We start from the raw sequence: 24,739 nt of genomic DNA, 5'->3' as shown, positions 1-24,739 counted from the left end.
GGCGGGCCGGGCATGCGATGGTTCGCATACTCCAGCCCGAGGAGACGCGACGATGACGGATGCGGTGGCGACCCACTACGCCGGCGATGGCGACCTGGCCGCGGCGATCGCCGCGCAGTTCCGGCAGGCCGGCAAGGATCTCGCAGGCCTGCGCGCCGCCGACCTCGCCTCGGTGGACGAGTTCCATATCCGCGGCCGCAAGGCGACGTTGGACATCGCGGCCGCGCTGGGGCTCGACGCCGCCTCGCATGTCCTCGACATCGGCAGCGGGCTGGGCGGGCCGGCGCGCACGGTCGCCGAGGCGCATGGCTGCCGGGTGACGGGCATCGACCTGACCCAGGCCTTCTGCGACGCGGCGACGGCGATGAGCGGCTGGGTGGGCCTCGCGGACCGGGTGGCGTTCCGCCAGGGCGACGCGACGGCCCTGCCCTTCGACGATGCCGCCTTCGACGCGGCGATGACCATCCATGTGGCCATGAACATCCCCGCCAAGGACCGCATGTACGCCGAGGCCCGGCGCGTGCTGAAGCCCGGCGGCCGTTTCGCCGTCTATGATGTCCTGCAGGGCGAAGGCGGTCCGGTCCACTTCCCCGTGCCCTGGGCGCGGGAGCCGTCGATCAGCCACCTCGCCACGCCGGCGGAAATGGAGGCGCTGCTCACCGCGGCGGGCTTCGAAATCCTGACCACGGAGGATTCCACCGAGGACAGCCAGGCCTGGTTCGAAGCCCTGGTGGGCCGGCCGCCGCCGGCCGTGACCTTCAAGACATTCCTGGGCGACGAGTTCGCGGCGATGGCGCGCAACCAGGTCGCGAACCTGAAGGAGCGCAGGATCCGCACCGTCACCTACCTCTGCCGGACCTAGCCCCTGAAGCCGGTGGCGACGACGTAGAGTTCGGCGCTGTCCTTGCGGCTTGCCGGCGGCTTCACGTGGCGGACCACGGCGAAGTCGCGCTTCAGCGTCGCCAGCATCTCCTTCTCCGTGCCGCCCTGGAACACCTTGGCGACGAAGGCCCCGCCGGGGGCCAGCACGCGGCAGGCGAAGTCGAGCGCGATCTCGGCGAGGCCCATGATCCGCAGGTGGTCAGTCGCCTGGTGGCCGGTGGTGTTCGGCGCCATGTCCGACAGCACGATATCCGCCTTGCCGCCCATGGCGGCGATGGTGCGGTCCTCGGCCTCCTGCTCGGTGAAGTCGCCCTGCAACACGGTCGCGCCCGGCACGGGGTCCATCGGCAGGATGTCGATGCCGACGACCTGGCCCCTGGGCCCCACCGCCTGCACCGCCACCTGAGTCCAGCCGCCCGGCGCCGCGCCGAGGTCGACCACCCGCATCCCCGGCTTCAGCAGGTGCAGCTTCTCGTCCATCTCGAGCAGCTTGAAGGCGGCGCGGGAGCGGAGGCCGCGTTCCTTCGCGGCGCGGACATAGGGGTCGTTGAGCTGGCGGGTCAGCCAGCGCTGGCTCGCGGTGCTGCGGCCCGTCGCGGTGCGCAGGCGGGTCGCCATGCCGCGCCCGGCGGCCGGCGGTTGCTTCGCCATGATCTCTCCTTCAGCGCAGCGGCCGGCGACGGGGCCCGGCGCGCTCGGCGCGCATCATGCGGGTCAGCATGCCTTCCCGCAGGCCGCGATCCGCGACCGTGAGGCGCGGCGTCGGCCAGACACGCCGGATCGCGGCATACACCGCGCAGCCCGGCAGGACGAATTCCACCCGGTCCGGCCCGACGCAGGGATGGGCGGCCAGCCCCTCCCGCCCCAGGGCGAACAAGTCCCCAAGGGCCAGGTCCGCCGCCTCGCAATCCAGGGTCTTGCCGTCCACCAGCGGGCGCCGGTAGCGCGGCAGGGCCATGGCCACGCCCGCAAGCGTGGTGACGGTGCCCGAGGTGCCCATCAGCCGCACCCCGCCGGCGCGGATCTCCTGCCCGATGCGGTGGATGCGGTCGAATTCGGCAAGGTGATCGGCCACCTCCGCGACGACCTCGCAGAAGCCGCGTTCGGTGAAGCAGTCCTGGTGGACCCTTTCCGCCAGCGTCACGACGCCGAGCGGCAGGGAGACATAGCCGATCAGTTCCGGCGCGCTGCCGTCGGCGGGGACGCGGATCCAGGCGATCTCGGTGCTGCCGCCGCCGATGTCGAACAGCAGCGCCCGGCGGTCCTGCGGTTCGAGCAGCGGGGCGCAGGATTCCATCGCCAGTTCCGCTTCCTCCCGCGCGGAGATGATGCGCAGCCGGAGGCCCGTCTCGGCTGTGACGCGGGCGAGGAAGGCCGGGCCGTTGGTCGCGCGGCGGCAGGCCTCGGTCGCCACGGCCTCGAGCCGGCGGACGGGGCGGCGGGCGAGTTTCTCGGCGCAGGCGCGCAGGGCCGTCGCGGCGCGGTCCATGGCGGCATCGGCCAGTTGGCCGGTGGTGGCCAGCCCCTCGCCGAGGCGGACGATGCGGCTGAAGGAGTCGACGACCCGGAAGCCGCCGCCCGTCGGAGCCGCGACCAGGAGCCGGCAATTGTTGGTCCCGAGGTCGAGCGCGGCGAAGGCCGGCCCGCAATGGTCCACCCGCGCGAAACCCACCGCCGCCGGTGCCGGCGGGGACTCGGGGACGAAAGGGGCGGACGCGTCGGTCATCTCAAGGTCCGGGCCGGCCGGGGGTCGGGGACCGGTCCATGGTGAATGATCCGGAGATGTAGGCGCGCGGGCAAGCAGTTTCCACGACCGGGGGCGGAACGGGCGCGAGGGTGGTTGCCACCTGCCGGTGGCGGTGGTAGATCGCCCGCCCTCGGCCGATGCCGAGACCGCTTGGGGGATAGTTTAGCGGTAGAACTCCCGGCTCTGACCCGGGCAGCCTTGGTTCGAATCCAGGTCCCCCAGCCACTCCGCCCCACATGATGGACGATCGGACATCCCGATCACCAAGCGCGGACCTCGCATCCCCGTGAGCGTATCGCTGCGCGCCTCACACTGGAACGTGAGCCGAAGCCACCGGACCGACAGAAAAGATTGCATCCGGATCGATCGCGCGACCGCACATGGCCATGCTCATCGTGCAGTCCCGAAGAAAGACACGATGCCGGAGCCTGGAAATGTCGCCTCGCCTCGCCGGGCTTCTCGCCGAGCCTGGCAGACTGCACATCGGACTTCTGGCAGCCTGCCTGCTCGTCAGTGCGCTCAGTGGCCGGCAACTTTACCTGGATGGGGCCAACTACGTCGTCCAGTCGTTGATCGATCCGCTGTGGTACCCGCATCCGACACCGCGGCGATTCTTCTCGATCCTGTGGTCGACCTGGCCGGTCCGGCTCGTCGGTCTCGCCTCGCCGGACATGATCGCGCTCGGCTCCTTCCTTTTCGGCCTCGCCTGCTATGCGCTGATCCTGCTGCCCGTCCTGCTGCTCCTGCGCACGCGCGTGCCGGCCGCGGAGCAGGCCGTGATCCTGACCGGCTTCCTGGCCGCCACGGTCTTCCTCGCGAACTTCATCGTCACGGAGTTGGTCTTCGCCCTGTCGATGACCACGGTGTTCGTCATCCTCACGCTCGACCCGACGCTCGATCCGCGCGGGCGCTGGCGCCTCCTCGTCGCCGTCCTTCTGGTGGCGAGCTACGAGACGGCGGCGCTGACGAACCCCTTGCTCGCGGCAGGCTCGGTGATGAGGAGCGGGGCGGAAGCCGGGCGTTCGCGCGCGAACCGGTTGCTCGTGCCGCTGGTCCTTTGCCTCGCCACGCCATTCCAGGTGGGCTTCTTCGTCCTGAACCCCTGGCCGAATCCCGGCGGCGCCAAGGCTCACTTCGTGTGGATCATCGCCGGGGTCTTCACCGCCGGGCTGCTGGCGCTGCTCGGCGCCGTCCGGCTGCTGCTCGCGGCAGGCGCCCCAGCCGCCATCCTCGTCGCGCTCGGCTTCCTGGTTCCCCTGTCGATGCTGCTCGTGCCACCGATGCTCGGGCTCCGAAGCCGCGCGTTCCGCTATGCCTATCCGTCGCGCTATTTCAGCCTCGGCGCGCTGCTGGTGATCGCCCTGCTGCCCCTGCTCTTCCTGCCGCGGTTCGACTGGCCGCGTCGCCTCATGGACTGGGTCGGCACCCGGGCTCTGAGCGGTCTCGCCGCCGTCGTGATCGCCGGCTTCTGCGGCATCAGCCTGATGTCGAGCGCCGATGCGGTCGCCTACCGAAAGACATTCGAGGTCGAGCTCGCCCGACTGGGCGGGATCCAGTCGCATGCCCATTGCTCGGTTTGCGCCGCGCCCCAGGATCATGGGCGCGTCGATCTTGGCTACAGCTGGATCTGGCCGCTCTACAGCATGGCCTACACCATGCGGCACCAGGACCGGCCGCCGGTGATCCTGGTCGGCCCGCGCGGCATCGCCGGGGACATCGATGCGGCTACGGTGACCCGGTTCCTGGAACGCCAGAAGGCGCAGCGGCAACTCAAGCGGAAGTCGCCATGACAGCCTGCGCCAGGTCCATCCAACCGGTCCCATGCCGTGCATGCCGCAGATCGGCCCCATGCGGTCGCCCTGGGATTGACCCATGCCCCGGCCGGCGGCACACCAACCCCAGGTACGAATCAAGACGGGGGCTCACAGAGTGGCGGGACACAATGACGCGGCGCGTCCGTTGCGGACGCTCGCGCCGGCGGGCGGCGTGCGAACCCTGGTCATGGCCGCGGCGCTCCTCGCGCCGGCCGTCGCCTCGGCAGCGCCCTGTCCGATCGCCCTGCCCGTCTCCGGCGAGTATTCCTCGGGCTTCGGCTATCGTGGGCGCGGCTTCCATCCTGGCGTCGACCTGCGCGCGCCGATCGGCTCGCAGGTCCGCGCCGCGGTCGGCGGCACCGTCGTCTTCGCCGGCCGCTACTATGCCTATGGCGTGATGATCGAGGTCCGCCATCAGGATGGTTCGATCGCGCGCTACGCGCACCTTTCGGGCGTAGCCCGCGGCCTGCAGGTCGGCGACGTCGTCATGCCCGGCCAGCCGATCGGCGCCGTGGGCCGCACGGGCCGCACGACCGGGCCGCACCTGCATGTGGAACTGCGGCGCGACGGCCGGCCCGTGGACCCCTGGCCATGGCTGACGCGCACCGCCTGCACCGAGGACACACAGATCGCCGAGGCCCCGCGGCGCTGATCCGCGCCGCGGCGTTCCGCCCGGTCAGGCCGGGCGGAAGGTGATCGGCTTCGCGCCGTCCCACAGCACCGAGCGGCCGACCACCGCCAGGCGGTCGAGCCCCTCGCGGATCGTCAGCACGTGGTTGCCGGCGAGCTGGCCTGCCTTCGAGGCGAAGCAGGTCGGCCCGTAGGCGACGAGGATCTCGGTCTCGCTGACCCCGCCCGGATAGACGATCACCTGGCCCGGCGCGGGATAGGAGGTCGCGTTCTCGAAGCCGAGGCCGAGGTCGAAATCGCCCATCGGGATCCAGCAGGCCTCGCCCGACCAGCGGACGTGAATGATGCGGTTGCTGTAAGGGACGAAGTTGCGAAAGCGCGCAACGGTCTTCGGGGCGTCACGCTCCTCGTAGAAGGCCTCGAAGATCTCGCCGCCGATATCGATGATCACGTCCGCCACGTCGCTGCTCCTGTTCCGGATACGCCGGGTGTAACCCGTCGCGCCCTGGCGGAAAATCGGTTTCCAAAGGCCTTTCGGCCTTTGGCCGGGTGGTCTGGAGGGGCGGCGCCCCTCCAGCGCGCCTTACGAATTCGGCCCGCGATCCATCGCATAGGGCTGCCACCGCCGCAGGCTGGAGGTGGCGAGCACGGTCGGGTTCACGCAGGACAGCGGCCACTTCCCCGACAGCGTCAGCGCCAGTTCCTGCCCGACGCGCCGGCGACGCGCCGGATCGAAGCGCGCCGAGGCCGAGGCGTTGTGCGGCGAGAGGATGACATTCGTCATCCTGTGCAGCGGGTTGTCCGCCTTGGTTGGCTCGACCTCGAAGACGTCGAGGCCCGCGCCCGCGATCCAGCCTTCCTGCAGCGCCTTAATCAGCGCCGCCTCGTTCACCGTCGGCCCGCGGCCGGTGTTGATGAAGAGGGCGTTCTTCTTCATCTGCCGGAAGTGCTCCTCCTTGAGGAAGCCGCGCGATTCCGGCGTGTCGGGCAGGTGCATGGAGACGAAGTCGGAGGTGGCCAGCACTTCCGAAAGGCTCGCCGGCTCGACGCCGAGGGCCGACATGGTCAGTTCCTCGACGAAGGGGTCGTAGGCCTTCATGTGCAGGCCGAAGGCGGCCGCGCGCCGGGCGGTCGCACGCGCGACACGGCCGAAGGCGATGAAGCCGAGCGTCTGGCCCATCAGGCGCGGGATCTTGAGCAGCGCCGGACGACCTTCCGACCAGCGACCCTCGCGCACCATGCGGTCCTGTTCGATACAGCGGCGATGCGTCGCCAGCAGCAGCATCATCGCGTGGTCTGCGACTTCCTCGATGAAGGTGTCCGGGCAGTTGGTGACAGGGATGCCCTTGGCCGTCGCCGCGATCACGTCCACGTAGTCGACGCCGACGCTGCCGCAGGCGATGTGGCGACACTTGGTCAGCGCGCCGATCATCTTCGCGTTGAACTTCATGCCCTTGGCGTAGACCGCGTCGGCATTGGGCGCTGCGGCGATGAAGCCTTCCTCGGTGGGCGGGCATTCCACGATCTCGGCGCCGATCGCGGCCAGCGCCTCCAGCTCATAGTCGTACTTCATGCCGGCCGCGGGGGCGGCCGGCGTCAGGATGGTGAACGTCGCCAAGGATGGGTCTCCCGTCAGGAAAGGCGCCTCATTCCTTCACCGCGCCGGTGAGGGAGGAGACGTAGTAGTCGACAAAGAAGGAATAGAAGATCGCGACCGGCAGGGAGCCCAGCAGCGATCCCGCCATCAGCGCGCCCCACTGGTAGACGTCGCCGGTGACGAGCTCGGTCAGGATGGCGACCGGCACCGTCTTGCGCTCGCTGCTCTGGATGAAGGCGAGCGCGTAGATGAACTCGTTCCATGACAGCGTGAAGGAGAAGATGCCCGCGCTGATCAGCCCCGGCACCGCGAGTGGCAGGGTGATCTGGCGCAGGATCTGCAGCCGTGTCGCGCCGTCGATCAGCGCGCATTCCTCGAGCTCGAAGGGGATCGACTTGAAGTAGCCGATCAGAAGCCAGGTGCAGAAGGGCACGAGGAAGGTCGGATAGACCAGGATCAGCGCAATCGGGCTGTCGAACAGGCCGAACTGGAACACCACCGTCGCGAGCGGGATGAAGAGGATCGACGGCGGCACCAGGTAGGCGAGGTAGATGCCGAGGCCGACATACTGGCTGCCCTTGAAGCGCAGCCGCTGGATCGCATAGGCCGCCAGCGTCGAGGCGATGAGCGACAGAACGGTCGAGCAGATCGCGACCGTCATGGTCGTCAGCAGCCAGCGCGGATAGGACGTCCCGAACAACAGCAGTCGGATGTGGTCGAGCGTCGGCGAGGTGATCCAGAACGGATTGTGCGTGTTGTAGTCGTACAGCTCGGCGTTCGGTTTGAAGGCCGTGATGCTCATCCAGTAGAAGGGAAAGAGCAGGATCAGCAGGAAGCAGGCGAGTGGCACCCAGATCGTCACCATGCGCCGCGACTTGCTGTCCCAGGACAGCGTCTCGGGCGGCGCGGTGGCGCTGCTGGGGGCGGGCGGGGCTTCGGCGGTGGCGCTCATGGCTGGCCCCTCCTCAGTCGTTGGACTCGCCCTGCTGCCACTTCCGGCGCGCCAGGGCGAAGTAGGAGAACAGCGTCGCGAAGACGAGGAAGGGGATCATCGAGACGGCGATCGCCGCCCCCTCCCCCAGCTGCCCGCCGGCGATGCCGCGCTGGAACGCGAGCGTCGCGAGCAGGTGCGTCGAGTTCACCGGCCCACCGCGCGTGATGGCATAGACCAGCTGGAAGTCGGTGAAGGTGAAGATGATGCTGAAGGTCATCACGATCGCGAGGATCGGCAGCAGCATCGGGAAGGTGATGTAGCGGAAGCGCTGCCATCCCGTGGATCCGTCGAGCAGCGCCGCCTCGTACAGCGAGGGCGAGATGGTCTGCAGCCCCGCGAGCAGCGAGATCGCGACGAAGGGGATGCCGCGCCAGACATTGGCGCCGATCAGGGACCAGCGCGCAGGCCAGGCGGTGTTGATGAAGTCGATGTTGCTGTCGCGCAGCCCGAGCTCGATGAACACCCAGGAGATGATCGAGAATTGCGGGTTGTAGATCCACCAGAAGGCGATCGCCGTCAGCACCGTCGGCACGATCCAGGGCAGCAGGATGATCGCGCGCAGGAAGGACTTGAACGGCAGGTGGTTGTTCAGCAGCAGCGCCAGCCACAGGCCGAGCCCGAACTTCCCGACCGTCGCCACCGCCGTGTAGAACACCGAATAGAAGACCGCGTTCCAGAAGATCGGGTCCTCCATCATGAACTCGAAATTCTCGAGCCCGACCCAGACGCCGCTGCGCCCGATGGTGGTGTCGGTGAAGGCGAGCCAGATGCCGAGGCCGAGCGGATAGGTCAGAAAGACCATCAGCAGCGCGACCGCCGGCAGCAGGCACATCACGACGAGGAAGGGTTTCCAGTCGAGCAGGCGCGTCAGCCAGTTCTGCTCCTGGTTCTTCCTGACCCAGCCTTGGGCGGCGGTGGCGGACATCGGGCGGTCTCCGTGGCGGTCCGGCGGCGCCACGAAGGGCGCCGCCGGGGTCGCGGTTCAGCGGCGGAAGATGCGGCGCGCGCGGCGATCGGCCTCGCGCATCGCGGCGTCGGGCGTGGACTGGCCCGAGGCGACGGCCGCGAACATCTGCACCAGCACGTACTCCGCGTTGGCCTGGCCGGAAGCGACCGTGATCGGTCCCTTGTAGCCATTCCAGAACTGGTTGTTCATGCTGTCGCGGAAGATCGCGATCTTCGGATCGGAGGTCCACACCGCCGCATCCTTGTAGGCGTTCACCGGATGCGCCCAGTAGCCGAGGTTGGCGTCGAGCCACGGCTCGTACTGCGGCTGCTCCATCAGGAACATCAGCAGCGCCTTGGCCGCGTTCGGGAAGCGGCTGTGCTTGAACACCATGGCGTTGAGCGTCAGCGGCGCGCTCGGCCAGGAATTCGCCACGCCGAGCGGCATCACCGAATGCTCGGTGTCGTCCGCGATGGCGCGCGTCGCCGGGTCGTTCTTCAGCGCGAAGTAGAGCGATACGCCGTTCGAGGTGACGAAGAGCGTATTCGCCGCATAGGCCTGGTTGTTGCTGATGTCGCCCCAGGAGATCGTGCCGCCGTCCACGAAGGTCGGATACAGCTCCTTGAGGTAGTTCAGCGCCGCGAGCGTCTGCGGGCTGTTGACCGAGACGGCGCCGGATTCGTCCGTGATGGACGCGCCGTGCGACCACATCAGCCAGTTGGCGAAGCCGTTGCCGTCGCCGACCGCGTTGCCGAGCGCGAAGCCTGCCGGCTTGTTCGCCTGGCGCAGCTTCTTGCACATCTCGAGGAAGCCCGGCAGGTCCGACGGCGGCGTCTGGTAGCCGACCGCATTCACCGCCGACTTGCGCCACACCAGCGGGCCGGCGGTGCCGCCGAAGGGCAGGCCGATCCAGTTGTTGGTGCCATGCCGCTTGCCGAGCTTGTTGCCGACGAACATCCAGCCGCCGTACTTGCGACCGATGTATTCCGCGATGTCGGAGACCTCGACCAGCTTGTCGACGTAGATGTGCGGCGCGTCGCCGAAGCCCACGATGATGTCGGGGCCCGCGCCGGTGTTCGCCGTCACCGCGGTCTGCTGGTTGATGTCCTCCCAGCCCACGAAGTCGACGCGCACCTGCACGCCGGTCTGCTGGGTGAAGCGGGCGCAGTTGGCACGGAACACTTCTTCGTCCGGGGCGACGAAGCGGACCGGGCGCAGCATGCGCAGCGTCGCGCCGCTCTCGATCGACAGGTTCGGCGCCGAGACGCCCGAGGCGACCTGCACGCGCGACTGCGCGTAGGCCCCGCCCCCGGCGGCGAGCGCGGCCACGCCCGCCCCCGCCCCCAGGATGCTGCGCCGAGTGATGATGTTCGCCATGTTTCCTCTCCCTGGTCGGTGTTGCCCCAACTCTAGATGCGCTGGCCCGTCGCCTTGTCGAAGAGATGGACCAGCGAAGTGTCGGGGCTGACCGGAAGGGTCTCCCCGGGGCGCGCCGTGATGCGTTCACGGAAGGCGCCGATGACGGACGCATCGCCCAGATGCATCACGACCTGCGTCTCCGAACCCGTGGGCTCGATGACGTGCACGGAAGCGGGCAGGCCATTCGGGTCGAGGCGCAGATGCTCGGGCCGGATGCCGTAGATCACCTCGCCCGAGGCCGGCGCGCCGGGCGGCAACGGCCAGGCCACGCCGCCGGGCCCTCGGAAGGCGCCACCCTCGATCCGCCCTTCCATCATGTTCATCGCCGGCGACCCGATGAAGCCCGCGACGAAGGTGTTGGCCGGGCGGTCATAGAGCTCGAGCGGCGCGCCTGCCTGCTCGATGCGGCCATGGTTCATCACCACGATCAGGTCGGCCATGGTCATGGCCTCGATCTGGTCGTGGGTGACGTAGACCGTCGTGACCTTCAGGCGCTGGTGCAGCTCCTTGATCTCGGAGCGCATCTGCACGCGCAGCTTGGCGTCGAGGTTGGACAGCGGCTCGTCGAACAGGAAGACCTGCGGGTTGCGAACGATGGCGCGGCCCATGGCCACGCGCTGACGCTGCCCGCCCGAGAGCTGGCGCGGGAAGCGATGCAGCAGCTGCTCGAGGCCGAGAATCTTCGCGGCCTTCTGCACCTCCCGCTCCATCACCTCCTTGGGCGCGCCCGCGAGTTTCATGGAGAAGGCCATGTTCTGGAACACGGTCATGTGCGGGTAGAGCGCGTAGTTCTGGAACACCATCGCGATGTCGCGGTCCTTGGGCGGGACGTTGTTCACCACCCGCCCGCCGATCGCGATCTCGCCGCCCGTGATGTTCTCGAGCCCCGCGAGCATGCGCAGCAGCGTCGATTTGCCGCAGCCCGACGGCCCGACGAGGACCACGAACTGCCCGTCCTCGATCGCCACGCTGACCCCATGGAGGATCTTCGTGCTGCCAAACGCCTTCCGCACGTCGCGGATATCGACCGTCGCCATTCAGCCTCCCTGGGTGTCCCGGACGGGTTGGTCCCCGCCTCGTGGCCGCATCCGTCCTACAGACGCGATACGGCGGTTTCCTTGGACGTGATGAACTCCAGCAGCGCCGGGGTTCCGTTCCTGGTCTGCTCGATGCCGCGCCGGATGGCCGGCACGATGTCCGCGACCTTCGTCACGCGTTCGCCATAGCCGCCGAAGGCGCGCGCCATCGCGGCATAGTCGCCGGAAATGTCGGTCGAGCGATACTTCTCCGTGCTGACCGGCATGACCTTCAGCTCGATCGCCATGGAGAAGTTGTTGAGCAGGATGGACAGGATCGGGATGCGTTCGCGCACCGCCGTCTCGAAATCCATCCCCGTGAAGCCGATCGCCGCATCGCCCCAGACATTGATGCAGAGCTTGTCCGGCGCCGCGAGCTTCGCGCCCATCGTAAGGCCAAGCCCGTATCCGAGCTGCGTCGTCTTGCCCCAGCCGAGATAGGACAGCGGCGTGCGCGCCACCCAGAAGGGGGAGAGCTGATCGCGCGGCGACCCCGCATCATGCGTGATGATGGTGTTGTCCACATCCACCGTGCGCCACAGGTCGCGCAGCACGCGATAGGGGTTCAGCGGCTCCGCATCGCTGTCGGTCTTGGCCGCCCAGGCGGCAAGCCATTCGGCGCGATGCTCCTGGATCTCCTTCGCCACGGGCCCGGCATCGCGCGCTTCCTTCACGCGGCCTTCGAGCTCCACGATCAGCGCATCGAGCGTCAGCGCGGCATCGCCCACCAGGCCGATGTCGCAGGCGACATCCTTGTTGAGATGGTCGGGGTCGAGCGTGGCATGGATGATCTTCTTCCCCGCCGGCATCTTCACGCCGAAGTTCGTCTCGGTGAACGAACACCCGATGCCGAGGATCAGGTCCGCATTGTCGAGGAAATGCCGCACCGGCTTCGGGATGGCGAGGCCGCCGGACCCGAGCGCGAGCGGATGATCCTCGGGGAAGGAGGACTTGCCGCCGAGGCTCGTCGTCACCGGCGCCGCGAGCAATTCCGCCAGCCGCCGCAGCTGCGGCCAGGCCCGCGCCCAGTGCACGCCGGTACCGGCGTAGATGACGGGCCGCTTCGCCGCCGCCAGCGCCTCGGCCGCGCGTGCCACGTCGGCCGGATCCGGCCCGTAGCGCGTCGCGATGACCGGCGTGTAGTTCAGCGGCTCGGGAACCTCCTCGTTCCACATGTCGGTCGGGATCTCGACCAGCACGGGGCCGCCGCGGCCATTCCTGAGCCGGGTGAAGGCGCGGCGCAGGATGTTCGGCACCTCGGCGGCCGAGGTGATCGGCTCGGCGGATTTGGTGATGCCGCGCATCTGGATCGACGAATTGAAGTTCGGATCGACATGCGCAAGGCGTCGCGCATAACCCATCGGCAGCACCAGCACCGGGATGCTCTCGCCGTAGCATTGCGCGACGCCGCCATAGGCGTTCTCGGATCCCGGCCCGTGCTGCATGCAGAAGGCGCCGATGGTGCGGCCCGAGGTGACGCGGCTGATCGCGTCGGCCATGTGCAGCCCGATACGCTCCTGGCGCACCATGATCGGACGGATGTCGATCGCCGCCGCGTGCTCGATCAGGTGATTCACCGGATAGCCCGTGAGGATCTCAATGCCCTCACGCTTCATGATCTCGGCGATCGCCGCACCCAGCTTCATTCCGTCGCTTCCTCATGGCCGGCGCTCTAAGGGCCCGGCTGCTATGGCAGCCTAGACACCGCATGACTGGGACGGCAACCCCCTGCTTGTGTCATGCCTTTGCGAAGGGCAGGCTGCTTAACATGACAGCGCGCGACCTCGATGCCCTCGCCCTCGAACGCCGGGTGGAGGCGCTGCTCGCGCCCTTCGGCACCCCCGGATCGCCTGGCTGCACCATCGGTGTCGTGCGCGACGGCGCGCTCGTGCTGCATCGCAGCGCGGGGCTCGCGAACATCGAGCATGGCGTGCCGATCAACGCCACGACGACCTTCCGCATCGCCTCAGTGACCAAGCAGTTCACCTGCGCGGCGGCGCTGCTGCTCGCCGAGGATGGCGCGCTCTCGCCCGAGGACGACGTCGCGGCGCTGATCCCCGAATTCCCGGATCTCGGCGCGCGCATCACGCTCGACCACTTGATGCGCAACACCTCCGGCATTCGCGACATGCTGGAACTGCTGCGCTTCGGCGGGCTCGACCTCGCCATGCCGTGCAGCGAGGCCGGGCTGCTCGCCGCGATCTGCCGCCAGCGGTCGCTGAACTTCGCGCCGGGCAGCCGCTTCCTCTACAGCAACGCAGCCTTCTTCCTGCTCGGCCTCGCGGTCGAGCGCGCCGCCGGTGTGCCGCTCGGCGCCTTCCTCGAGAAGCGCATCTTCGCGCCCCTCGGCATGACGCGCACGCGGCTGACGCCGCGCACGACCGAGGTCGTGCCCGGCCTCGCCACCGGCTACCTGCCGGCCGCGGGCGGCTACGCGCGCGCCGCGCATGGCTTCGCCCTCGGCGGCGAGGGCGGCCTCGTCTCCTGCGTCGAGGACCTTGCCCTCTGGGCGCGGAACTACGAGACGGGGCGCGTCGGCGGGCCGGCCCTGGTCGCCGCGCTGCAGCATCGCATGCCGTTCACGAACGGCGCGCTGAACCTCTATGCCCGCGGGCTCGAGGCCGGGGAGCATCGTGGCGTCGCCACCATCGGCCATGGCGGCCTCTGGCCCGGCTACAAGACGGCCTTCCTCCGCGCGCCGGCCGAACGGATCGCCGTCATCGTCATCACCAACCACGGCGGCGCCGATCCCGGGGCGATCGCGCTGCAGGCGCTCGATGCCGCACTGGCCGGCACGCCGCGCCTCGCGCCCGAACCGCCGCTGCCGCCGCGCCACGCACTGGAAGCAATGGCCGGCCGCTGGATCGCGGAGGACGATACGGCCTCCTTCGACCTCGCGCTGCGCCCGGACGGCGTGCCGGAGGTCCGCAGCCACGGCATGCCCTTCGCGCTGGCGCCGCTCGCCGATGGCGCGCTGACGGCGCGACGCGGCGTCTTCTGTTTCACGCTGCGCCAGGTCGCGGATGGCCTCGAAGTCGAGGAGGACGCCGAACGGCGGCGCCTGTATCGCCGCGCGCCCGATTCGGCGGAACTCCCCGGGGACCTCTCCGGTCGCTACGCCTGCGCCGAGCTCGATGTCGAATGGGAGATCGATGCGGCGCACCAGGTGACGGTGCGCGGGCCCCACGCCGTCGCCGGCCCCTGGCGGCTCGAGGCCATCGCGCCGGAGCGATTCCGCCTGCACATCCCCGGTGCGCTCGCCGACACCTGGGCCGAACTGCGCCGCCGCCCCGATGGCAGCATCGAGGCGAACGGCGCACGGGCGCGCGGGTTGATCTTCGCGCGCCGCGGCTGAACCGGAAGGTCAGCGCCCCCGGAACACCGGCTTGCGCTTCTCCGCGAAGGCGGCCAGCGCCTCCTTCGTGTCCTCGGTCTTCGCAAGTGCGGCCGTCTGCGTCTGCTCGAAGCGGTAGCCCTCGTGCAGCGGCATGTACTCGCACAGCGTGAAGGCCCGCTTCATGGCAGCGACGGCGAGCGGCGCCTTGCCCGCGATGTCCTTCGCCATGGCCTGCGCCACCGCCAGCAGCTCCGCCTTCGGATAGCAGCCCGAGGCGACGCGCATCCGGTGCAGCTCGACGCCCGACAGCCGCCGCGCGGTGTAGAGGAACATCCGCGCATCCGACTGGCCGAAATGCCGCAGCACGTGCTGCACCCCGCCGGCGAGGCCGACCTCCACCTCCGTCATGGACATGAAGGCATCCTCGGCGACCAGGATGATGTCGCAGACCAGCGCCAGCACGCAGCCCGCGCCGATTGCCGCCCCGTTCACCGCCGCGATCACCGGCTTGCCGCATTCCATCACGCAGTCGAAGCCGGCGCGCACGCCGCGGCTGTGGCGCGGAAAGGCGCCGCGCTTCGCCGCATCCGGCCGGTCGCGCAGATCCGCCCCGGCCGAGAAGGTCTTGCCCGCCCCGGTCAGGACGATGGCGCGGACCTCCTCGGATTCGTGCAGCACGTCGAAGACGCGCGTGATCTCGTCGCGGAACACGCCGTTCTGCGCATTGACCGGCGGGCGGTCGATGGTGACCGTCGCGACGCCCTCGGCGACCTCGACGCGGAGGACCGAAAGGTCCTCGATCCCTGGCAGCGCGCTCACGGCGTGAAGGCCACGCCCTTCTCGGGCACCAGGACGCGCGCATTGGCGCCGTCCATCGCCGCCACGAAGCCCGAGGCATCCGGCAGCAGCAAGCCGAAGGTCGCATAATGGCAGGGAATAGCGGTGCGCACGCTCGGCAGGAAGCGCTTCAGCGCCAGCGCCGCGCTGCGCGGGCCCATGGTGAAGCGGTCGCCGACCGGCACCATCGCGACGGCGGGGCGATACAGCTCATCGATCAGCGCCATGTCCGAGAACACGTCGGTGTCGCCCATATGGTAGACGACGGGTTCCGCCTTGTCCTTGGGCGTCACGACGATCCCGTTCGGCAGGCCGAGGCACTGCGACACGCCATTCGCGTCGATCTCAGACGAGGAATGGAATGCGATGGTGAGCGAGACCGAGAACTCGCCCTGGTCCGTGGTGCCGCCCGTGTTCATCGGGTCGAGCTTCTCGACACCCTGCCGCGCGAGATACATCGCGAGGTCGTAGTTGGTGACGAGCTTCGCGCCGGTGCGCTTGCAGATCGCCACCGTGTCGCCGATGTGGTCGCCATGCCCATGCGTCAGCAGCACATGCGTCGCGCCGGCGCTGGCCTTCTCGGCATCGCCGCCGAAGGCCGGGTTGCCGGTCAGGAAGGGGTCGATCATCACGACCGAGGAGCCGAATTCCAGCCGGAAGGCGGAATGGCCGAACCAGGTGATCTTCATCGTCGTTGGTCTCCTTCGCTCAGGGGAAGGTCATGCGGATGGTGTCGGCGATCAGGGCGGGCTTGTCCTTGCCCTCGATCTCCATGGTCTGGCGCACCACGATGCGGTGCGTGCCGTTCGCGCCGTCATCGACGCCCACCAGGGCCTGGCGCAGCCGCACACGGTCGCCGGCCTGCACCGGGTTGATGATGCGCACCTTGTCCGACCCGTAGTTCAGCGTGCGCGACGGCCAGGACACCTTGTAGACGCCGCCGCCGAGCTTGGGCAGCAGCGAGAGCAGCAGGTAGCCGTGCGCGATGGTCTTGCCGCCCGGCATCTCCTTCTTCGCGCGTTCGACGTCGACATGGATCCACTGGTGGTCGCCGGTGACCTCGGCGAAGCGGTCGATCATCTCCTGCGTCACCTCGAGCCACTCGCCGACGCCAAGTTCCTGGCCGATCAGCGCCTTCAGCGCCTCCGGCGTCTCCACCACGCGCATGCGTTCCTCCTGGATTGGGGCGCGGAGTGTCGGGCGGCGGGCCGCCCCGATCAACCCCGCTTCCGGGACCGGCGGGCTGGCCCTACGGTTGCGTCATGGCGCTCAGTCCCGGCACCTCCCGCTTCGTCGCCGCCATGGTGGCCGCGCAGGTGCTGACGCAGATCGGCGCCTTCACCCTGCCCGCGCTGTTGCCGACCTACATGGAACGCTGGTCGCTGTCGGGCACCGAGGCGGGCTGGCTGATCGGCGTTTTCTTCGCGGCCTATGTCCCGGCCGTGCCGGTGCTGCTGGCGCTGACCGACCGCGTGCCGTCGCGGCGGATCTACCTGGTCGGTACGGGCGCGACGGCGCTGGCGCATCTCGGCTTCGCGCTGCTCGCGGACGGGTTCTGGAGCGGGCTCGCCTTCCGGGCGCTGGCAGGCATCGGCTGGGCCGGGGCCTACATGCCGGGGCTCAAGGCGATCGCCGATCCGCTGACCGGAACGGCGCAGACGCGCGCCGTATCCTGGCATGCGGCCGGGGTCGGCTTCGCGGGGTCCTTCTCCTTCCTGCTCGCCGGCATCCTCGATGGGCTGGCGGGGCCGGAGGCGGCCTTCCTGTTCGGCGGGCTTTGCGCCACCGGCGCCTTCGTCATCGCGCTGGCGATCCTGCCCGATACGCCTCCGCCACGACGCGCGGGCGGCGGGGCGCTGCTCGACTTCCGGCCGGTGTTGCGCAACCGCCGCGCGCTCGCCTGGATCGCGGGCTACACGGTCCATACGCTGGAACTCGCGGTGCTGCGGGCCTGGGCGGTGACCTTCCTCGCGGCCTCCTTCGCCATCCAGGCCGCGCCCGCCTGGCTGCCGGCGCCGACGGTGCTGTTCACCGCCGCCGGCCTGGTCGGCAACGTCATTTCCATCTTCGGCAACGAGGCCTCGGTCCGCTTCGGCCGGGCGCGCATCGTCGGCATGGCGATGCTGGGCGGGGCGGCGCTCTCGGTGGTGACCGGCTTCACGGCCGGCGGGGTGCCGCTGCTCGCCCTCGCCTGCGTCCTGCTGTGGAACGCGACGATCTACCTCGACAGCTCGGCGCTGACGGCGGGCACGGTGCAGGCAGCGGAACCCGCGCTGCGCGGCGCGACCATGGGGCTGCATTCCATGGCGGGCTATGCGGGCGGCTTCGTCGGGCCGCTGCTCTGCGGGGTGGTGCTCGACCTCGCGGGCGGGGACGGGCCGATGGCCTGGGGACTCGCCTTCGGCCACGTCTCCCTGATCACTCTGGCGGGCTATGCCGCGGTGCGGCGCCTCGGGCGGGCGGGCTGACCCTCAGCCGACCAGCGAGACGCCGAGGAACACCGCGCCGATCGCGATCCCGGCGAGCCCCGCCGCGGTCCGCATCCGCGCTTCGTGGCCCGCTGCAGCGATCCGCCGCGCGACCAGCATCGCCACGATGCCGATGCCCGCCTGCATCAGCGCCAGCGCGGCGAGATAGGCCACGAGGGGCGTCGCCTCGGCGCCGATGATCGCCTCGGCGAAGGCATGGCCGTGCACCAGGCCGGCGACGGCGAAGGCTGCCGGCAGCAGCGCGCCCGTCACGCCGCGCAGCAGCGCGAGGCCCGCCAACACCACCGTCAGTGCTACCAGCGCCTCCACCGGCCCGAAGCCGATGCCCGCGACATGCGCGAGGCTGCCCGCGAAGCCGCCCCCGACGAAGGCGAGGATCGCCAGCACGCCGCGACGGGTCGGCAGCGTGGCGGCCAACACGCCGGCCGCCAGCAGGAAGGCGAGATGGTCGAGCCCGATCACCGGATGCCCGATGCCGGAGGCGAAGCCCTCCCACAGCGTCGCAGGCGTCGTCCCGCCCATCGGGTGGTGCGCGAAAGCCGGCAGGGGCGCGAGCGCGAGCAGGGCAACGAGGCGCTTCATGGGGGGTCTCCTTCTGCCGGCGATGCTCGCCCCTGCGGGCGGCCCCTGCAAGGGGTGGCCGATCGCGCTACATCTGCGGCCGATGCTTGCGCAGGAACCTCTCATCCGGCTTGGCGCCTTCCTCGGCGTGCTGACGGCGATGGCGCTGCTCGAGCACGCCTTCCCGCGCCGGCCGCAGCGGCTTGCCTGGCGGCGCTGGCCGTCGAACCTCGGGCTGGTGGCGGTCGCCTCCGTGCTGCTGCGGCTGGTGGCGCCCGCCGGGGCGGTCGGCGTCGCGCTCTGGGCGGGGTCGCAGGGGATCGGGCTGTTCCGCTGGTTCGGCGTGCCCGGCTGGGTGGCGGGGCCGGCCTCGGTCGTGCTGCTCGACTTGCTGATCTATTTCCAGCACCGCGTCTTCCATGCGGTCCCGGCGCTGTGGCGGCTTCATCGCGTGCATCACGCGGATCCGGAGCTCGATGCCTCCTCCGGCCTGCGCTTCCACCCGGTCGAGATCCTGCTCTCCCTCGCCATCAAGGGGGCGGCGGTGGTCGCCCTCGGCGCGCCGGCCGAGGCGGTGCTGGTGTTCGAGGTGCTGCTGAACGCAACCTCGCTGTTCAACCACGCGAACCTCGCTCTGCCCGCCTGGCTGGACCGGCCGCTGCGCCGGGTGCTGGTCACGCCCGACATGCACCGCGTCCACCATTCCGAGATCCGCGCCGAGATGGACAGCGATTTCGGCTTCTGCCTGTCCTGCTGGGACCGGATCTTCGGCACCTATGTCGCCGCGCCGGCGAAGGGGCAGCTCGGCATGGTGATCGGCGTCCAGGGCTTCCGCGCCGATCCCGAGCAGCGCCTCGACCGGTTGCTGCTGCAGCCGCTGAAGGACTGACATGGCCGAGGAGGGCGTGCTGCGGCTGAAGCCGGACGGCGCCGCCTCGGGCGCGGTGCGCGCGGCACTGGAGGCGGCGCTGGCGCGGCACGGCCTCTCGGTGGTTTCGCGGCGCGTGCTGCACCTGTCGCCGGAGGATGTCGTCGCGATCTGGCCGATGTTCGGCGGCGGCGCGCATCCGGTCATGTCGGCGCTCTATCGCCACTACGTGACCAGCGGCCCGTCCGAGGCGCTGCTGCTCGGCGGCGCGGATGCGCCCACCCGCTGCGCCGCGGTGAAGTCCGAGATCCGCAGCGCCTTCGAGATCTGCGCCATCGAGAACGCCATCCACGCGCCGGCGGATGCGCAGGAACGCGCGGCGAACCGCGCCTGGCTGTTCGGCGGAGCGACCGCCCTGCCCGACCACACCTGGCCGGACTGGACCAAGCGCGGACGCAGCGGCGCGGCGCTCGCCATTCCCGATGCCGAGATCGATCGCATCGCCGCCGCCATCGGGGCGGACCGCGTCGCGGGCGGCTGGACCCGCGTCTTCGACACCTTGCCCGACGGCGCTGGGGCGCCCTGGCGCGCGGAACTACTGCCAGGCGACCCGAACAGCATCGACCTCGGCCTGTCGCTGTTGTTCGACACCCTGCCCGGATGCGACTTCGAGACCTGCGTGCGGCTCTACATTCAGGCGGAGGTCACTGGCCGCGCCGTCATCGCCACCGGCGGCCGCGGGGCGATGGAAGCGATCCGCGACGCCCTCGCGCAGCACCGCATGACCGTCGACGTCATCGCACGCTGACCGATCAGATCGGGCAGACCCCCGCCTCGCATTGCAGCCGCGCGAGGTCCACCGCCTCGGCGAAGCCCGGGTCGCGGATGCCGGCGACGATGGCCCGGAATCGCGCCTCGTCCACCTCCTCCTCGGGCAGGTACTCGTAGCCGAGGTCGCGGTCGGGCCGGCTCGGCAGCACGGCGCAGCAGCGCAGATGCGGCTGGTGGTCGCGCAGCAGGGCGCGGAAATCCTCGAGCCCGACGCGATCCGTCGCGATCTTCAGCGTGTAGGAGACCTGGTTGCCGCGCTCGGCGCCGATCCAGTGGCGCTCGAGCAGCATCAGCCAGTGGTACTGCTCCTCGGGGCTCGCCTCGGGCGCCGTCACCAGCCGATCCCCGATGCCGAGGCGCTGGATCAGCGGCAAGGTCGGGAAGCCGACGATGGTGACCCCAGGGAAGGTCTCGAGGTCGCGCGTCGGATAGCCGCGCGCGGCGTAGTCGGCGATCAGCGGATCGCCCTCCGGCCCGCCGCGGAACTGCACCCAGCGCAGGTATTGCCGCCGCGCGGGCAGGTGCGCGCCCTCGGTGAGGCCGAACAGCTTGCTGGTGGTCCCCGCCGGCTTGATGGTCGTGACCGTCGCCGGCGGTGCCATGCCGAGGCTCGCGGCATAGGAGGTCGCTTCCTCCTTCGCCGCCGCGGACAGCCGCGCCAGCGCGTCCCAGAAGGGCTTGGACCGCGCCTCCTCGACAAGGTCGGGGAAGGCGAGGCCGAAGCGCGCCCAGGCCCATTCGTGCAGCCCCGTCGGGCCGATGCCGATGCGGTTGGTGCGCGCGACCTCGGCGCCATAGAGCGCATCCATCCGGTTCACCCGGATGAGGAACCGCACGCCGAGGCGCACCGCATCCTCGACGCGCGCATCCCAGTCGCGCGCAACCTGTTCTTCCACGGCGCCGGGCGTCAGGCTGTCCAGCGGCACCGGGCAGGCGAGCAGCGGCGCGAAGTCCGAGATCACGCAATACCCGCCGGTGACATGGAGCACGACCTCGCCACAGGGATTGGTCGTGACCGGGAAATGCGTCGATGCCGCGCGGCGCGCGACCTCCGCCAGCAGGCCAGCGCCCTCCTCGACGCGGTAACGGGAGGAGCCGGCCTCGGCCGTCGCAGGCTTTTGCCGCGCGAAGCCGGTGCGGGCATCCTCCAGCCGGTCGCCGTTGATGAAGCCCGGCTCGCCGTTGACATAGGCGCAGGCGGTGGCCGCGGCGAACAGCGCGCGGGCATGGCGCGTCAGCGGTTCCTCGTCGTTGCGCCCGAGGCGGTCCCAGAACTCCGCATCGACCATCAGCGAATGGTTCGCGGTCCAGAGGCCTCCTTCCGCCTTCAGCCGCACGAAGCGCAGCGCGCCGGGATCGCGCCAGGACTTGGTCGCCATGCGCGCGGCACGGCGCGCGCCGCCGACCTGCACCTCGGTGGACAGGATGTGGTCCGCGCGCAGCGCCTGTTCCCAGGGGCGCATCGCCTCGCCATCCGGGTCGCGGTCGCGCGAGGCCTCGATCACCTCCCGCCGCAGGTTGATGAAGGCCCGCAGCAACGACAGCGGCCCCGAGGCCGGCCGTCCCTGCATGCCCTTGATCGGCGCCCCGAGCGGGCGGACGCCGGAGAGATCCAGCAGCAGGGTCCGGCCGCGCTCCCGCCGGAAGGCCATGCCCTCCAGGATCTCGACCGCCTTGGCCCAGCCCTCGCGCGTGTCGGCGATGCGGTGGCGAATTGCGTCCGCGGGCACGCGCGCCAGGTCGTGCACCATCTCCCGCGCCAGGAAGGCGCGGACGTCGGCTTCCTCGATGTCGCCGAAGGCGTCGGGGCCCATGCCCCATCGCAGCAGGCCGAACTCGACGCCGAAGCGGTGCAGCGCCGCGCGGTCCTTGGGCCAGTCGGGATGCGAGGGCGCCAAGTAGAGCAGCAGGTCCGGCGCCTCGGCCCAGTCGACGGGACACAGATCGTCGTCATAGGCGCGCCCGACGCCTGCGCCGTTCAGCAGCAGGTAGAACTTGGTGAAGGTCGCGCCGGCGGTGGCGCAGTTGGTGAAGACCTCCATGTTCCGCCGCGCCTGGCCGGCATCGCCATGCTGCAGGTGGCGCCCCGAGGTGATCAGCGCCCCGGTCGCGATGGCGTTGCGCAGCCGCGCCTGCTCGATGCGGGCGGCAGCCGCCGGCGCAGCGCCGAGCAGCGTGATGTTCCCCGCCGCGACCCGGTCGGCGACGCGGCCGAAATCCTCGCCATCCTCGGCGCGCAGAATCGTGCGCCTGGCGACGGCCAGGCCCATGCCGGGGTCGAAGGCGCGGGCCGGCAACGGGGCCTCCCCGAAGGATGCGCCGGGCGGCCCGGATGACGGGGCGGGGGTGAAACCGTCCATCCATTCCTCCGCCGCCGGCGGTCGGCGCCGGCGACCCACCCAATATAGGGGGCCGGGGGGTGGGATTCACACCACATCTCGGAGACAGCCGGCGATGGACAGACGGGCCACGGACCGCCCAGGCTTGGCGCACCATGCCCGAAGCCCCAGCCGTCCGCGCCCGCGCCGTGTTGCTCGGCGAACGCCTCGACCACCGCGGCCTGCCGCGCGAGGGCGCGCCCACGGCCGACCCCGTCCCCCTCGCGACGCCCGAGGGCTTCACCGCCTTCGCCTTCCGCTGGGGCGCGGTGGTCTTCATCGGCGCGACCGCGGCGCAGGAAGCCGCGATCGTCGAGATGCTGCGTCCCCGCCTGACCAACCCACTCGCGAAGCCGGTCGAGGAAGCGGCGACGATCCTGCCGGGCGCCGAGCAGGACGGCGTCGACCCGGACGGCGTGATCCGATTGCGCGACCTGGCGGTGCCGCGCCTCGCCGTGGTGGCGGATGCGCTGGCGAAGAGCGCGGCCCTCGCCCACCAGGAAGTCCTGCTGACCGAGGCGCTGGACCGGCTCGAACCCATCGTGACCACGCTGCGGAAGGAGGGGCGCCTCGCCGCTTCCTCCCGCGCGCTGCAGCGGCAGATCGGCCATGCGCTCTCGGCCCGCAGCCGCACCACCGCCCGCGTCGAGGCGGAGGAGAAGCCCGAGATTCTTTGGGACCATCCGGGCCTCGAGCGCCTGCATGCGCGCCTCGCCGATGAATACGAGCTGAAGGAGCGTTCCGCCGCGCTCGACCGCAAGCTCGCGCTGATCGGGGACACGACCGAGGGCGTGCTCTCCCTGCTGCATGGCCGGCGCGCGCTGGGGCTCGAGATCGCGGTGGTGGTGCTGGTCGGGATCGAGGTGGTCTTCACCCTGTGGGAATACGTGGCGAAGCCCTTGCTGCGCTGAGGGGGCGGGCGGCGCGGCCCGCCCCCCCGCGCGATCAGCCGCGACGCCGGTGCTGCGGCCCCGGACCCGGCATGGGCGCGAGGCCGAGCGCGTCGATCGGCACCGTCTCGGCCATTGCCATCAGCCCGGCGCGGTTCGGGTGCAGCCGGTCGCCCGCGCCGCCCACCGTGCTGTTCGGAATGAATTGCGGCTTCAGCCCGCCCGTCGCGGCATCGATCGTCACCGCGTCGAAATCCGCCACCGCGTCGAAATTGCCCGAAGCGCGGATCCACGCATTGATGGCGCGACGGCGTTCGTCCACCTGTGGCGTGCCGTGGCCGCCATTGTAGCCGAGCGCCGTGGTCAGCGTCGCGCCGATGACGCGGATGTTGCGCTCGCGCAGGCGGCGCACGCCCTCGCGCAGCCCGTCGATCACCTGCTCGGCCGTCGCATTCGCGGTGCCGAGGTCGTTGATGCCTTCCATCCAGATCACCGTCCGCACGCCCGAGGCCTGCAGTACGTCGCGGTCGAGCCGCGACAGCGCCGACGGCCCGCCCGGTATGGGATTGGCCGGCGTGTATTGCGGGGGGCCGACGACCTGGTTGCCGCCGATGCCGGCATTCACCACAGCCACGCGATGCCCGAAGCGTGCGTGCAGTCGGCGCGACAGCCCGTCCGGCCAGCGGTCGTCCCCGTTCATCGTGGTGTTGGTGCCGTCGGTGATGGAATCCCCGAAGCAGACAACGACCTGGGTGCCCGGCATCGCCCGCATGTCCACCATGTCGAGGAAGAACCAGGACGCGGTGGTGAAGGGGAAGGCCGCGTCGCTTTCCTCCTCGCCCTTGGACCCGCCGCCGGGCGGCGTGACGTAGCTCGTCGTCAGGGACTTGGCGTGCCAGGTCATCGGCCCGGTCGGGCCCGGCAGGTGCAGGCTGACGGCAAGGCGCCGGCCCTCGAGCCGCGGATCGCCCGGCCCGCGCACGAAAGGCAGGTCGACGGCGTCGCTCCAGGCCGTCTGCCCCGGCGGGATGGTGATGGTCTTGCCGCCGCTGAAGGTGACCGGCCGGTTGGTGCCGCGCGCGACATTGCCGCCCATGCCCTGCAGGCCGGCGAAGACGCCGTCGATCACCAGCGGCCGCGTGCCGAAGGCGTTGCTGAAGCGCAGCCGCGCCGCCGGCCCCCAGATGTCGGGGCGGACCATCAGGCGCAGGGTCTGGTCGCGCGCGCCCTCGGCCGCGGTCGGGAAGGCGAAGGACTGGTCAGGCTGCGCCGAGGGATTGCCCGACGGATAGGGCCCATGCGCAGACCCGGCCCAGGCGCAGGCCCAGGCGCCGTCGCGCGGCGGGCCGCGGCGGGGACGATCCTGGGCGGCTGCGGGGGAGGCGAGGAGCGCAAGGGCAAGGGGCGCCTGCAGGAACGGGCGCCGGCCGACACCTGTCATGG

The 24,739-nt window shown here is 70.4% G+C and carries 23 protein-coding genes and 1 tRNA gene; 9 read left to right on the top strand and 15 right to left on the bottom strand.

The features are described from left to right. Positions 1 to 52: 52 nt before the first annotated feature. Positions 53 to 862: a class I SAM-dependent methyltransferase gene (locus GWK15_RS16215; protein WP_168042388.1), complete on the top strand. Its 810-nt coding sequence runs from the start codon at positions 53 to 55 to the stop codon at positions 860 to 862. Here GWK15_RS16215 and GWK15_RS16210 read toward each other — a convergent pair. Together GWK15_RS16210 and GWK15_RS16205 are read right to left on the bottom strand one after the other, a co-directional pair. Next, positions 859 to 1,533, bottom strand: a complete 675-nt coding sequence (locus GWK15_RS16210; protein WP_168042387.1) for an RlmE family RNA methyltransferase — start codon at positions 1,531 to 1,533, stop codon at positions 859 to 861. The two genes, GWK15_RS16215 and GWK15_RS16210, sit on opposite strands and share 4 nt — an antisense overlap. 10 nt (positions 1,534 to 1,543) lie before the next feature. Next, on the bottom strand, positions 1,544 to 2,608 hold the full coding sequence (locus GWK15_RS16205) for a Ppx/GppA phosphatase family protein (protein ID WP_168042386.1): 1,065 nt from the start codon (positions 2,606 to 2,608) through the stop codon (positions 1,544 to 1,546). A 172-nt stretch (positions 2,609 to 2,780) separates the two neighbouring features. Here GWK15_RS16205 and GWK15_RS16200 point away from each other — a divergent pair. The 3 genes from GWK15_RS16200 (at position 2,781) to GWK15_RS16190 (ending at position 5,095) form a co-directional block, all read left to right on the top strand. Then, positions 2,781 to 2,854: transfer RNA gene (locus tag GWK15_RS16200), tRNA-Gln, on the top strand. A 209-nt stretch (positions 2,855 to 3,063) separates the two neighbouring features. After that, a complete protein-coding gene (locus GWK15_RS16195) occupies positions 3,064 to 4,419 on the top strand; it encodes a hypothetical protein (protein WP_168042385.1) in 1,356 nt (451 codons plus the stop codon). Positions 4,420 to 4,630: 211 nt separating this feature from the next. Further along, entirely contained in the window at positions 4,631 to 5,095 is a 465-nt protein-coding gene (locus GWK15_RS16190) for a M23 family metallopeptidase (protein WP_168042384.1), read from the top strand. A gap of 24 nt (positions 5,096 to 5,119) precedes the next feature. On the opposite strand, the gene GWK15_RS16185 is transcribed toward GWK15_RS16190, so the two are convergent. The 7 genes from GWK15_RS16185 to GWK15_RS16155 all read right to left on the bottom strand — a co-directional run bounded on the left by GWK15_RS16185 (position 5,120) and on the right by GWK15_RS16155 (position 12,751). Beyond that, positions 5,120 to 5,533, bottom strand: a complete 414-nt coding sequence (locus GWK15_RS16185; protein WP_168042383.1) for a DUF3830 family protein — start codon at positions 5,531 to 5,533, stop codon at positions 5,120 to 5,122. Positions 5,534 to 5,656: 123 nt separating this feature from the next. Next, positions 5,657 to 6,691, bottom strand: coding sequence for a C-terminal binding protein (locus GWK15_RS16180; protein ID WP_209442236.1), 1,035 nt, complete (start codon positions 6,689 to 6,691; stop codon positions 5,657 to 5,659). Positions 6,692 to 6,719: 28 nt separating this feature from the next. Continuing rightward, complete coding sequence (locus GWK15_RS16175; RefSeq protein ID WP_168042382.1) at positions 6,720 to 7,622, bottom strand: carbohydrate ABC transporter permease; 903 nt, start codon at positions 7,620 to 7,622, stop codon at positions 6,720 to 6,722. Between the two features lie 13 nt (positions 7,623 to 7,635). Further along, a complete protein-coding gene (locus GWK15_RS16170; protein ID WP_168042381.1) occupies positions 7,636 to 8,589 on the bottom strand; it encodes a carbohydrate ABC transporter permease in 954 nt (317 codons plus the stop codon). Positions 8,590 to 8,646: 57 nt separating this feature from the next. Continuing rightward, positions 8,647 to 9,987: an ABC transporter substrate-binding protein gene (locus GWK15_RS16165; RefSeq protein WP_168042380.1), complete on the bottom strand. Its 1,341-nt coding sequence runs from the start codon at positions 9,985 to 9,987 to the stop codon at positions 8,647 to 8,649. A gap of 32 nt (positions 9,988 to 10,019) precedes the next feature. Further along, entirely contained in the window at positions 10,020 to 11,066 is a 1,047-nt protein-coding gene (locus GWK15_RS16160) for an ABC transporter ATP-binding protein (protein WP_168042379.1), read from the bottom strand. Positions 11,067 to 11,122: 56 nt separating this feature from the next. Continuing rightward, positions 11,123 to 12,751, bottom strand: a complete 1,629-nt coding sequence (locus GWK15_RS16155) for a thiamine pyrophosphate-requiring protein (protein ID WP_168042378.1) — start codon at positions 12,749 to 12,751, stop codon at positions 11,123 to 11,125. A 122-nt stretch (positions 12,752 to 12,873) separates the two neighbouring features. Here GWK15_RS16155 and GWK15_RS16150 point away from each other — a divergent pair, with 122 nt between their 5' ends. Continuing rightward, complete coding sequence (locus GWK15_RS16150; protein ID WP_168042377.1) at positions 12,874 to 14,460, top strand: serine hydrolase domain-containing protein; 1,587 nt, start codon at positions 12,874 to 12,876, stop codon at positions 14,458 to 14,460. Between the two features lie 9 nt (positions 14,461 to 14,469). Here GWK15_RS16150 and GWK15_RS16145 read toward each other — a convergent pair whose 3' ends face one another. Genes GWK15_RS16145 through GWK15_RS16135 form a run of 3 tightly spaced genes read right to left on the bottom strand, consistent with a single transcriptional unit; the run spans position 14,470 to position 16,446 of the window. Further along, a complete protein-coding gene (locus GWK15_RS16145) occupies positions 14,470 to 15,261 on the bottom strand; it encodes an enoyl-CoA hydratase/isomerase family protein (protein WP_211844001.1) in 792 nt (263 codons plus the stop codon). Continuing rightward, on the bottom strand, positions 15,258 to 15,968 hold the full coding sequence (locus GWK15_RS16140) for a metal-dependent hydrolase (RefSeq protein WP_168042376.1): 711 nt from the start codon (positions 15,966 to 15,968) through the stop codon (positions 15,258 to 15,260). The genes GWK15_RS16145 and GWK15_RS16140 overlap by 4 nt, the downstream gene beginning before the upstream one ends. Before the next feature lie 19 nt (positions 15,969 to 15,987). Beyond that, a complete protein-coding gene (locus GWK15_RS16135) occupies positions 15,988 to 16,446 on the bottom strand; it encodes a MaoC family dehydratase (RefSeq protein WP_170055651.1) in 459 nt (152 codons plus the stop codon). Positions 16,447 to 16,541: 95 nt separating this feature from the next. Here GWK15_RS16135 and GWK15_RS16130 point away from each other — a divergent pair, with 95 nt between their 5' ends. After that, entirely contained in the window at positions 16,542 to 17,747 is a 1,206-nt protein-coding gene (locus GWK15_RS16130) for an MFS transporter (RefSeq protein ID WP_168042375.1), read from the top strand. 3 nt (positions 17,748 to 17,750) lie between these two features. Here the strand turns inward: GWK15_RS16130 and GWK15_RS16125 are convergent, their stop codons facing one another. Next, on the bottom strand, positions 17,751 to 18,350 hold the full coding sequence (locus GWK15_RS16125) for a HupE/UreJ family protein (protein WP_168042374.1): 600 nt from the start codon (positions 18,348 to 18,350) through the stop codon (positions 17,751 to 17,753). On the opposite strand from GWK15_RS16125, the gene GWK15_RS16120 reads away from it, so the two are divergent. Then, entirely contained in the window at positions 18,349 to 19,218 is an 870-nt protein-coding gene (locus GWK15_RS16120; RefSeq protein WP_245211694.1) for a sterol desaturase family protein, read from the top strand. The two genes, GWK15_RS16125 and GWK15_RS16120, sit on opposite strands and share 2 nt — an antisense overlap. A gap of 1 nt (position 19,219) precedes the next feature. Further along, positions 19,220 to 20,005 carry a hypothetical protein gene (locus tag GWK15_RS16115; protein WP_168042373.1) on the top strand — a complete coding sequence of 262 codons (786 nt, stop codon included), beginning with the start codon at positions 19,220 to 19,222 and terminating at the stop codon, positions 20,003 to 20,005. 4 nt (positions 20,006 to 20,009) lie between these two features. Here the strand turns inward: GWK15_RS16115 and GWK15_RS16110 are convergent, their stop codons facing one another. Next, entirely contained in the window at positions 20,010 to 22,388 is a 2,379-nt protein-coding gene (locus GWK15_RS16110) for a recombinase (RefSeq protein ID WP_168042372.1), read from the bottom strand. 134 nt (positions 22,389 to 22,522) lie between these two features. On the opposite strand from GWK15_RS16110, the gene GWK15_RS16105 reads away from it, so the two are divergent. After that, complete coding sequence (locus GWK15_RS16105; RefSeq protein ID WP_168042371.1) at positions 22,523 to 23,317, top strand: RMD1 family protein; 795 nt, start codon at positions 22,523 to 22,525, stop codon at positions 23,315 to 23,317. Positions 23,318 to 23,351: 34 nt separating this feature from the next. Here GWK15_RS16105 and GWK15_RS16100 read toward each other — a convergent pair whose 3' ends face one another. After that, positions 23,352 to 24,737, bottom strand: coding sequence for a GDSL-type esterase/lipase family protein (locus tag GWK15_RS16100; protein ID WP_168042370.1), 1,386 nt, complete (start codon positions 24,735 to 24,737; stop codon positions 23,352 to 23,354). Positions 24,738 to 24,739: the final 2 nt, after the last annotated feature.

It is taken from the genome of Neoroseomonas oryzicola (assembly GCF_012163135.1).
GTDB classification, from domain to species: Bacteria; Pseudomonadota; Alphaproteobacteria; order Acetobacterales; family Acetobacteraceae; genus Neoroseomonas; species Neoroseomonas oryzicola.
The sequence above is the reverse complement of the archived record's forward strand: the minus strand, read 5'-3'. Positions and strand labels throughout refer to the sequence as shown.

Bases quoted from the DNA above. Each gene is read 5' to 3' on its own strand.
- GWK15_RS16155 (WP_168042378.1), bottom strand. From the start codon at position 12,751: ATGAAGCTGGGTGCGGCGATCGCCGAGATCATGAAGCGTGAGGGCATT.
- GWK15_RS16140 (WP_168042376.1), bottom strand. From the start codon at position 15,968: ATGAAGATCACCTGGTTCGGCCATTCCGCCTTCCGGCTGGAATTCGGC.
- GWK15_RS16135 (WP_170055651.1), bottom strand. From the start codon at position 16,446: ATGCGCGTGGTGGAGACGCCGGAGGCGCTGAAGGCGCTGATCGGCCAG.
- GWK15_RS16165 (WP_168042380.1), bottom strand. From the start codon at position 9,987: ATGGCGAACATCATCACTCGGCGCAGCATCCTGGGGGCGGGGGCGGGC.
- GWK15_RS16205 (WP_168042386.1), bottom strand. From the start codon at position 2,608: ATGACCGACGCGTCCGCCCCTTTCGTCCCCGAGTCCCCGCCGGCACCG.
- GWK15_RS16195 (WP_168042385.1), top strand. From the start codon at position 3,064: ATGTCGCCTCGCCTCGCCGGGCTTCTCGCCGAGCCTGGCAGACTGCAC.
- GWK15_RS16175 (WP_168042382.1), bottom strand. From the start codon at position 7,622: ATGAGCGCCACCGCCGAAGCCCCGCCCGCCCCCAGCAGCGCCACCGCG.
- GWK15_RS16110 (WP_168042372.1), bottom strand. From the start codon at position 22,388: ATGGACGGTTTCACCCCCGCCCCGTCATCCGGGCCGCCCGGCGCATCC.
- GWK15_RS16150 (WP_168042377.1), top strand. From the start codon at position 12,874: ATGACAGCGCGCGACCTCGATGCCCTCGCCCTCGAACGCCGGGTGGAG.
- GWK15_RS16210 (WP_168042387.1), bottom strand. From the start codon at position 1,533: ATGGCGAAGCAACCGCCGGCCGCCGGGCGCGGCATGGCGACCCGCCTG.
- GWK15_RS16115 (WP_168042373.1), top strand. From the start codon at position 19,220: ATGGCCGAGGAGGGCGTGCTGCGGCTGAAGCCGGACGGCGCCGCCTCG.
- GWK15_RS16190 (WP_168042384.1), top strand. From the start codon at position 4,631: ATGGCCGCGGCGCTCCTCGCGCCGGCCGTCGCCTCGGCAGCGCCCTGT.
- GWK15_RS16100 (WP_168042370.1), bottom strand. From the start codon at position 24,737: ATGACAGGTGTCGGCCGGCGCCCGTTCCTGCAGGCGCCCCTTGCCCTT.
- GWK15_RS16160 (WP_168042379.1), bottom strand. From the start codon at position 11,066: ATGGCGACGGTCGATATCCGCGACGTGCGGAAGGCGTTTGGCAGCACG.
- GWK15_RS16215 (WP_168042388.1), top strand. From the start codon at position 53: ATGACGGATGCGGTGGCGACCCACTACGCCGGCGATGGCGACCTGGCC.
- GWK15_RS16130 (WP_168042375.1), top strand. From the start codon at position 16,542: ATGGCGCTCAGTCCCGGCACCTCCCGCTTCGTCGCCGCCATGGTGGCC.
- GWK15_RS16120 (WP_245211694.1), top strand. From the start codon at position 18,349: ATGGGGGGTCTCCTTCTGCCGGCGATGCTCGCCCCTGCGGGCGGCCCC.
- GWK15_RS16170 (WP_168042381.1), bottom strand. From the start codon at position 8,589: ATGTCCGCCACCGCCGCCCAAGGCTGGGTCAGGAAGAACCAGGAGCAG.
- GWK15_RS16125 (WP_168042374.1), bottom strand. From the start codon at position 18,350: ATGAAGCGCCTCGTTGCCCTGCTCGCGCTCGCGCCCCTGCCGGCTTTC.
- GWK15_RS16105 (WP_168042371.1), top strand. From the start codon at position 22,523: ATGCCCGAAGCCCCAGCCGTCCGCGCCCGCGCCGTGTTGCTCGGCGAA.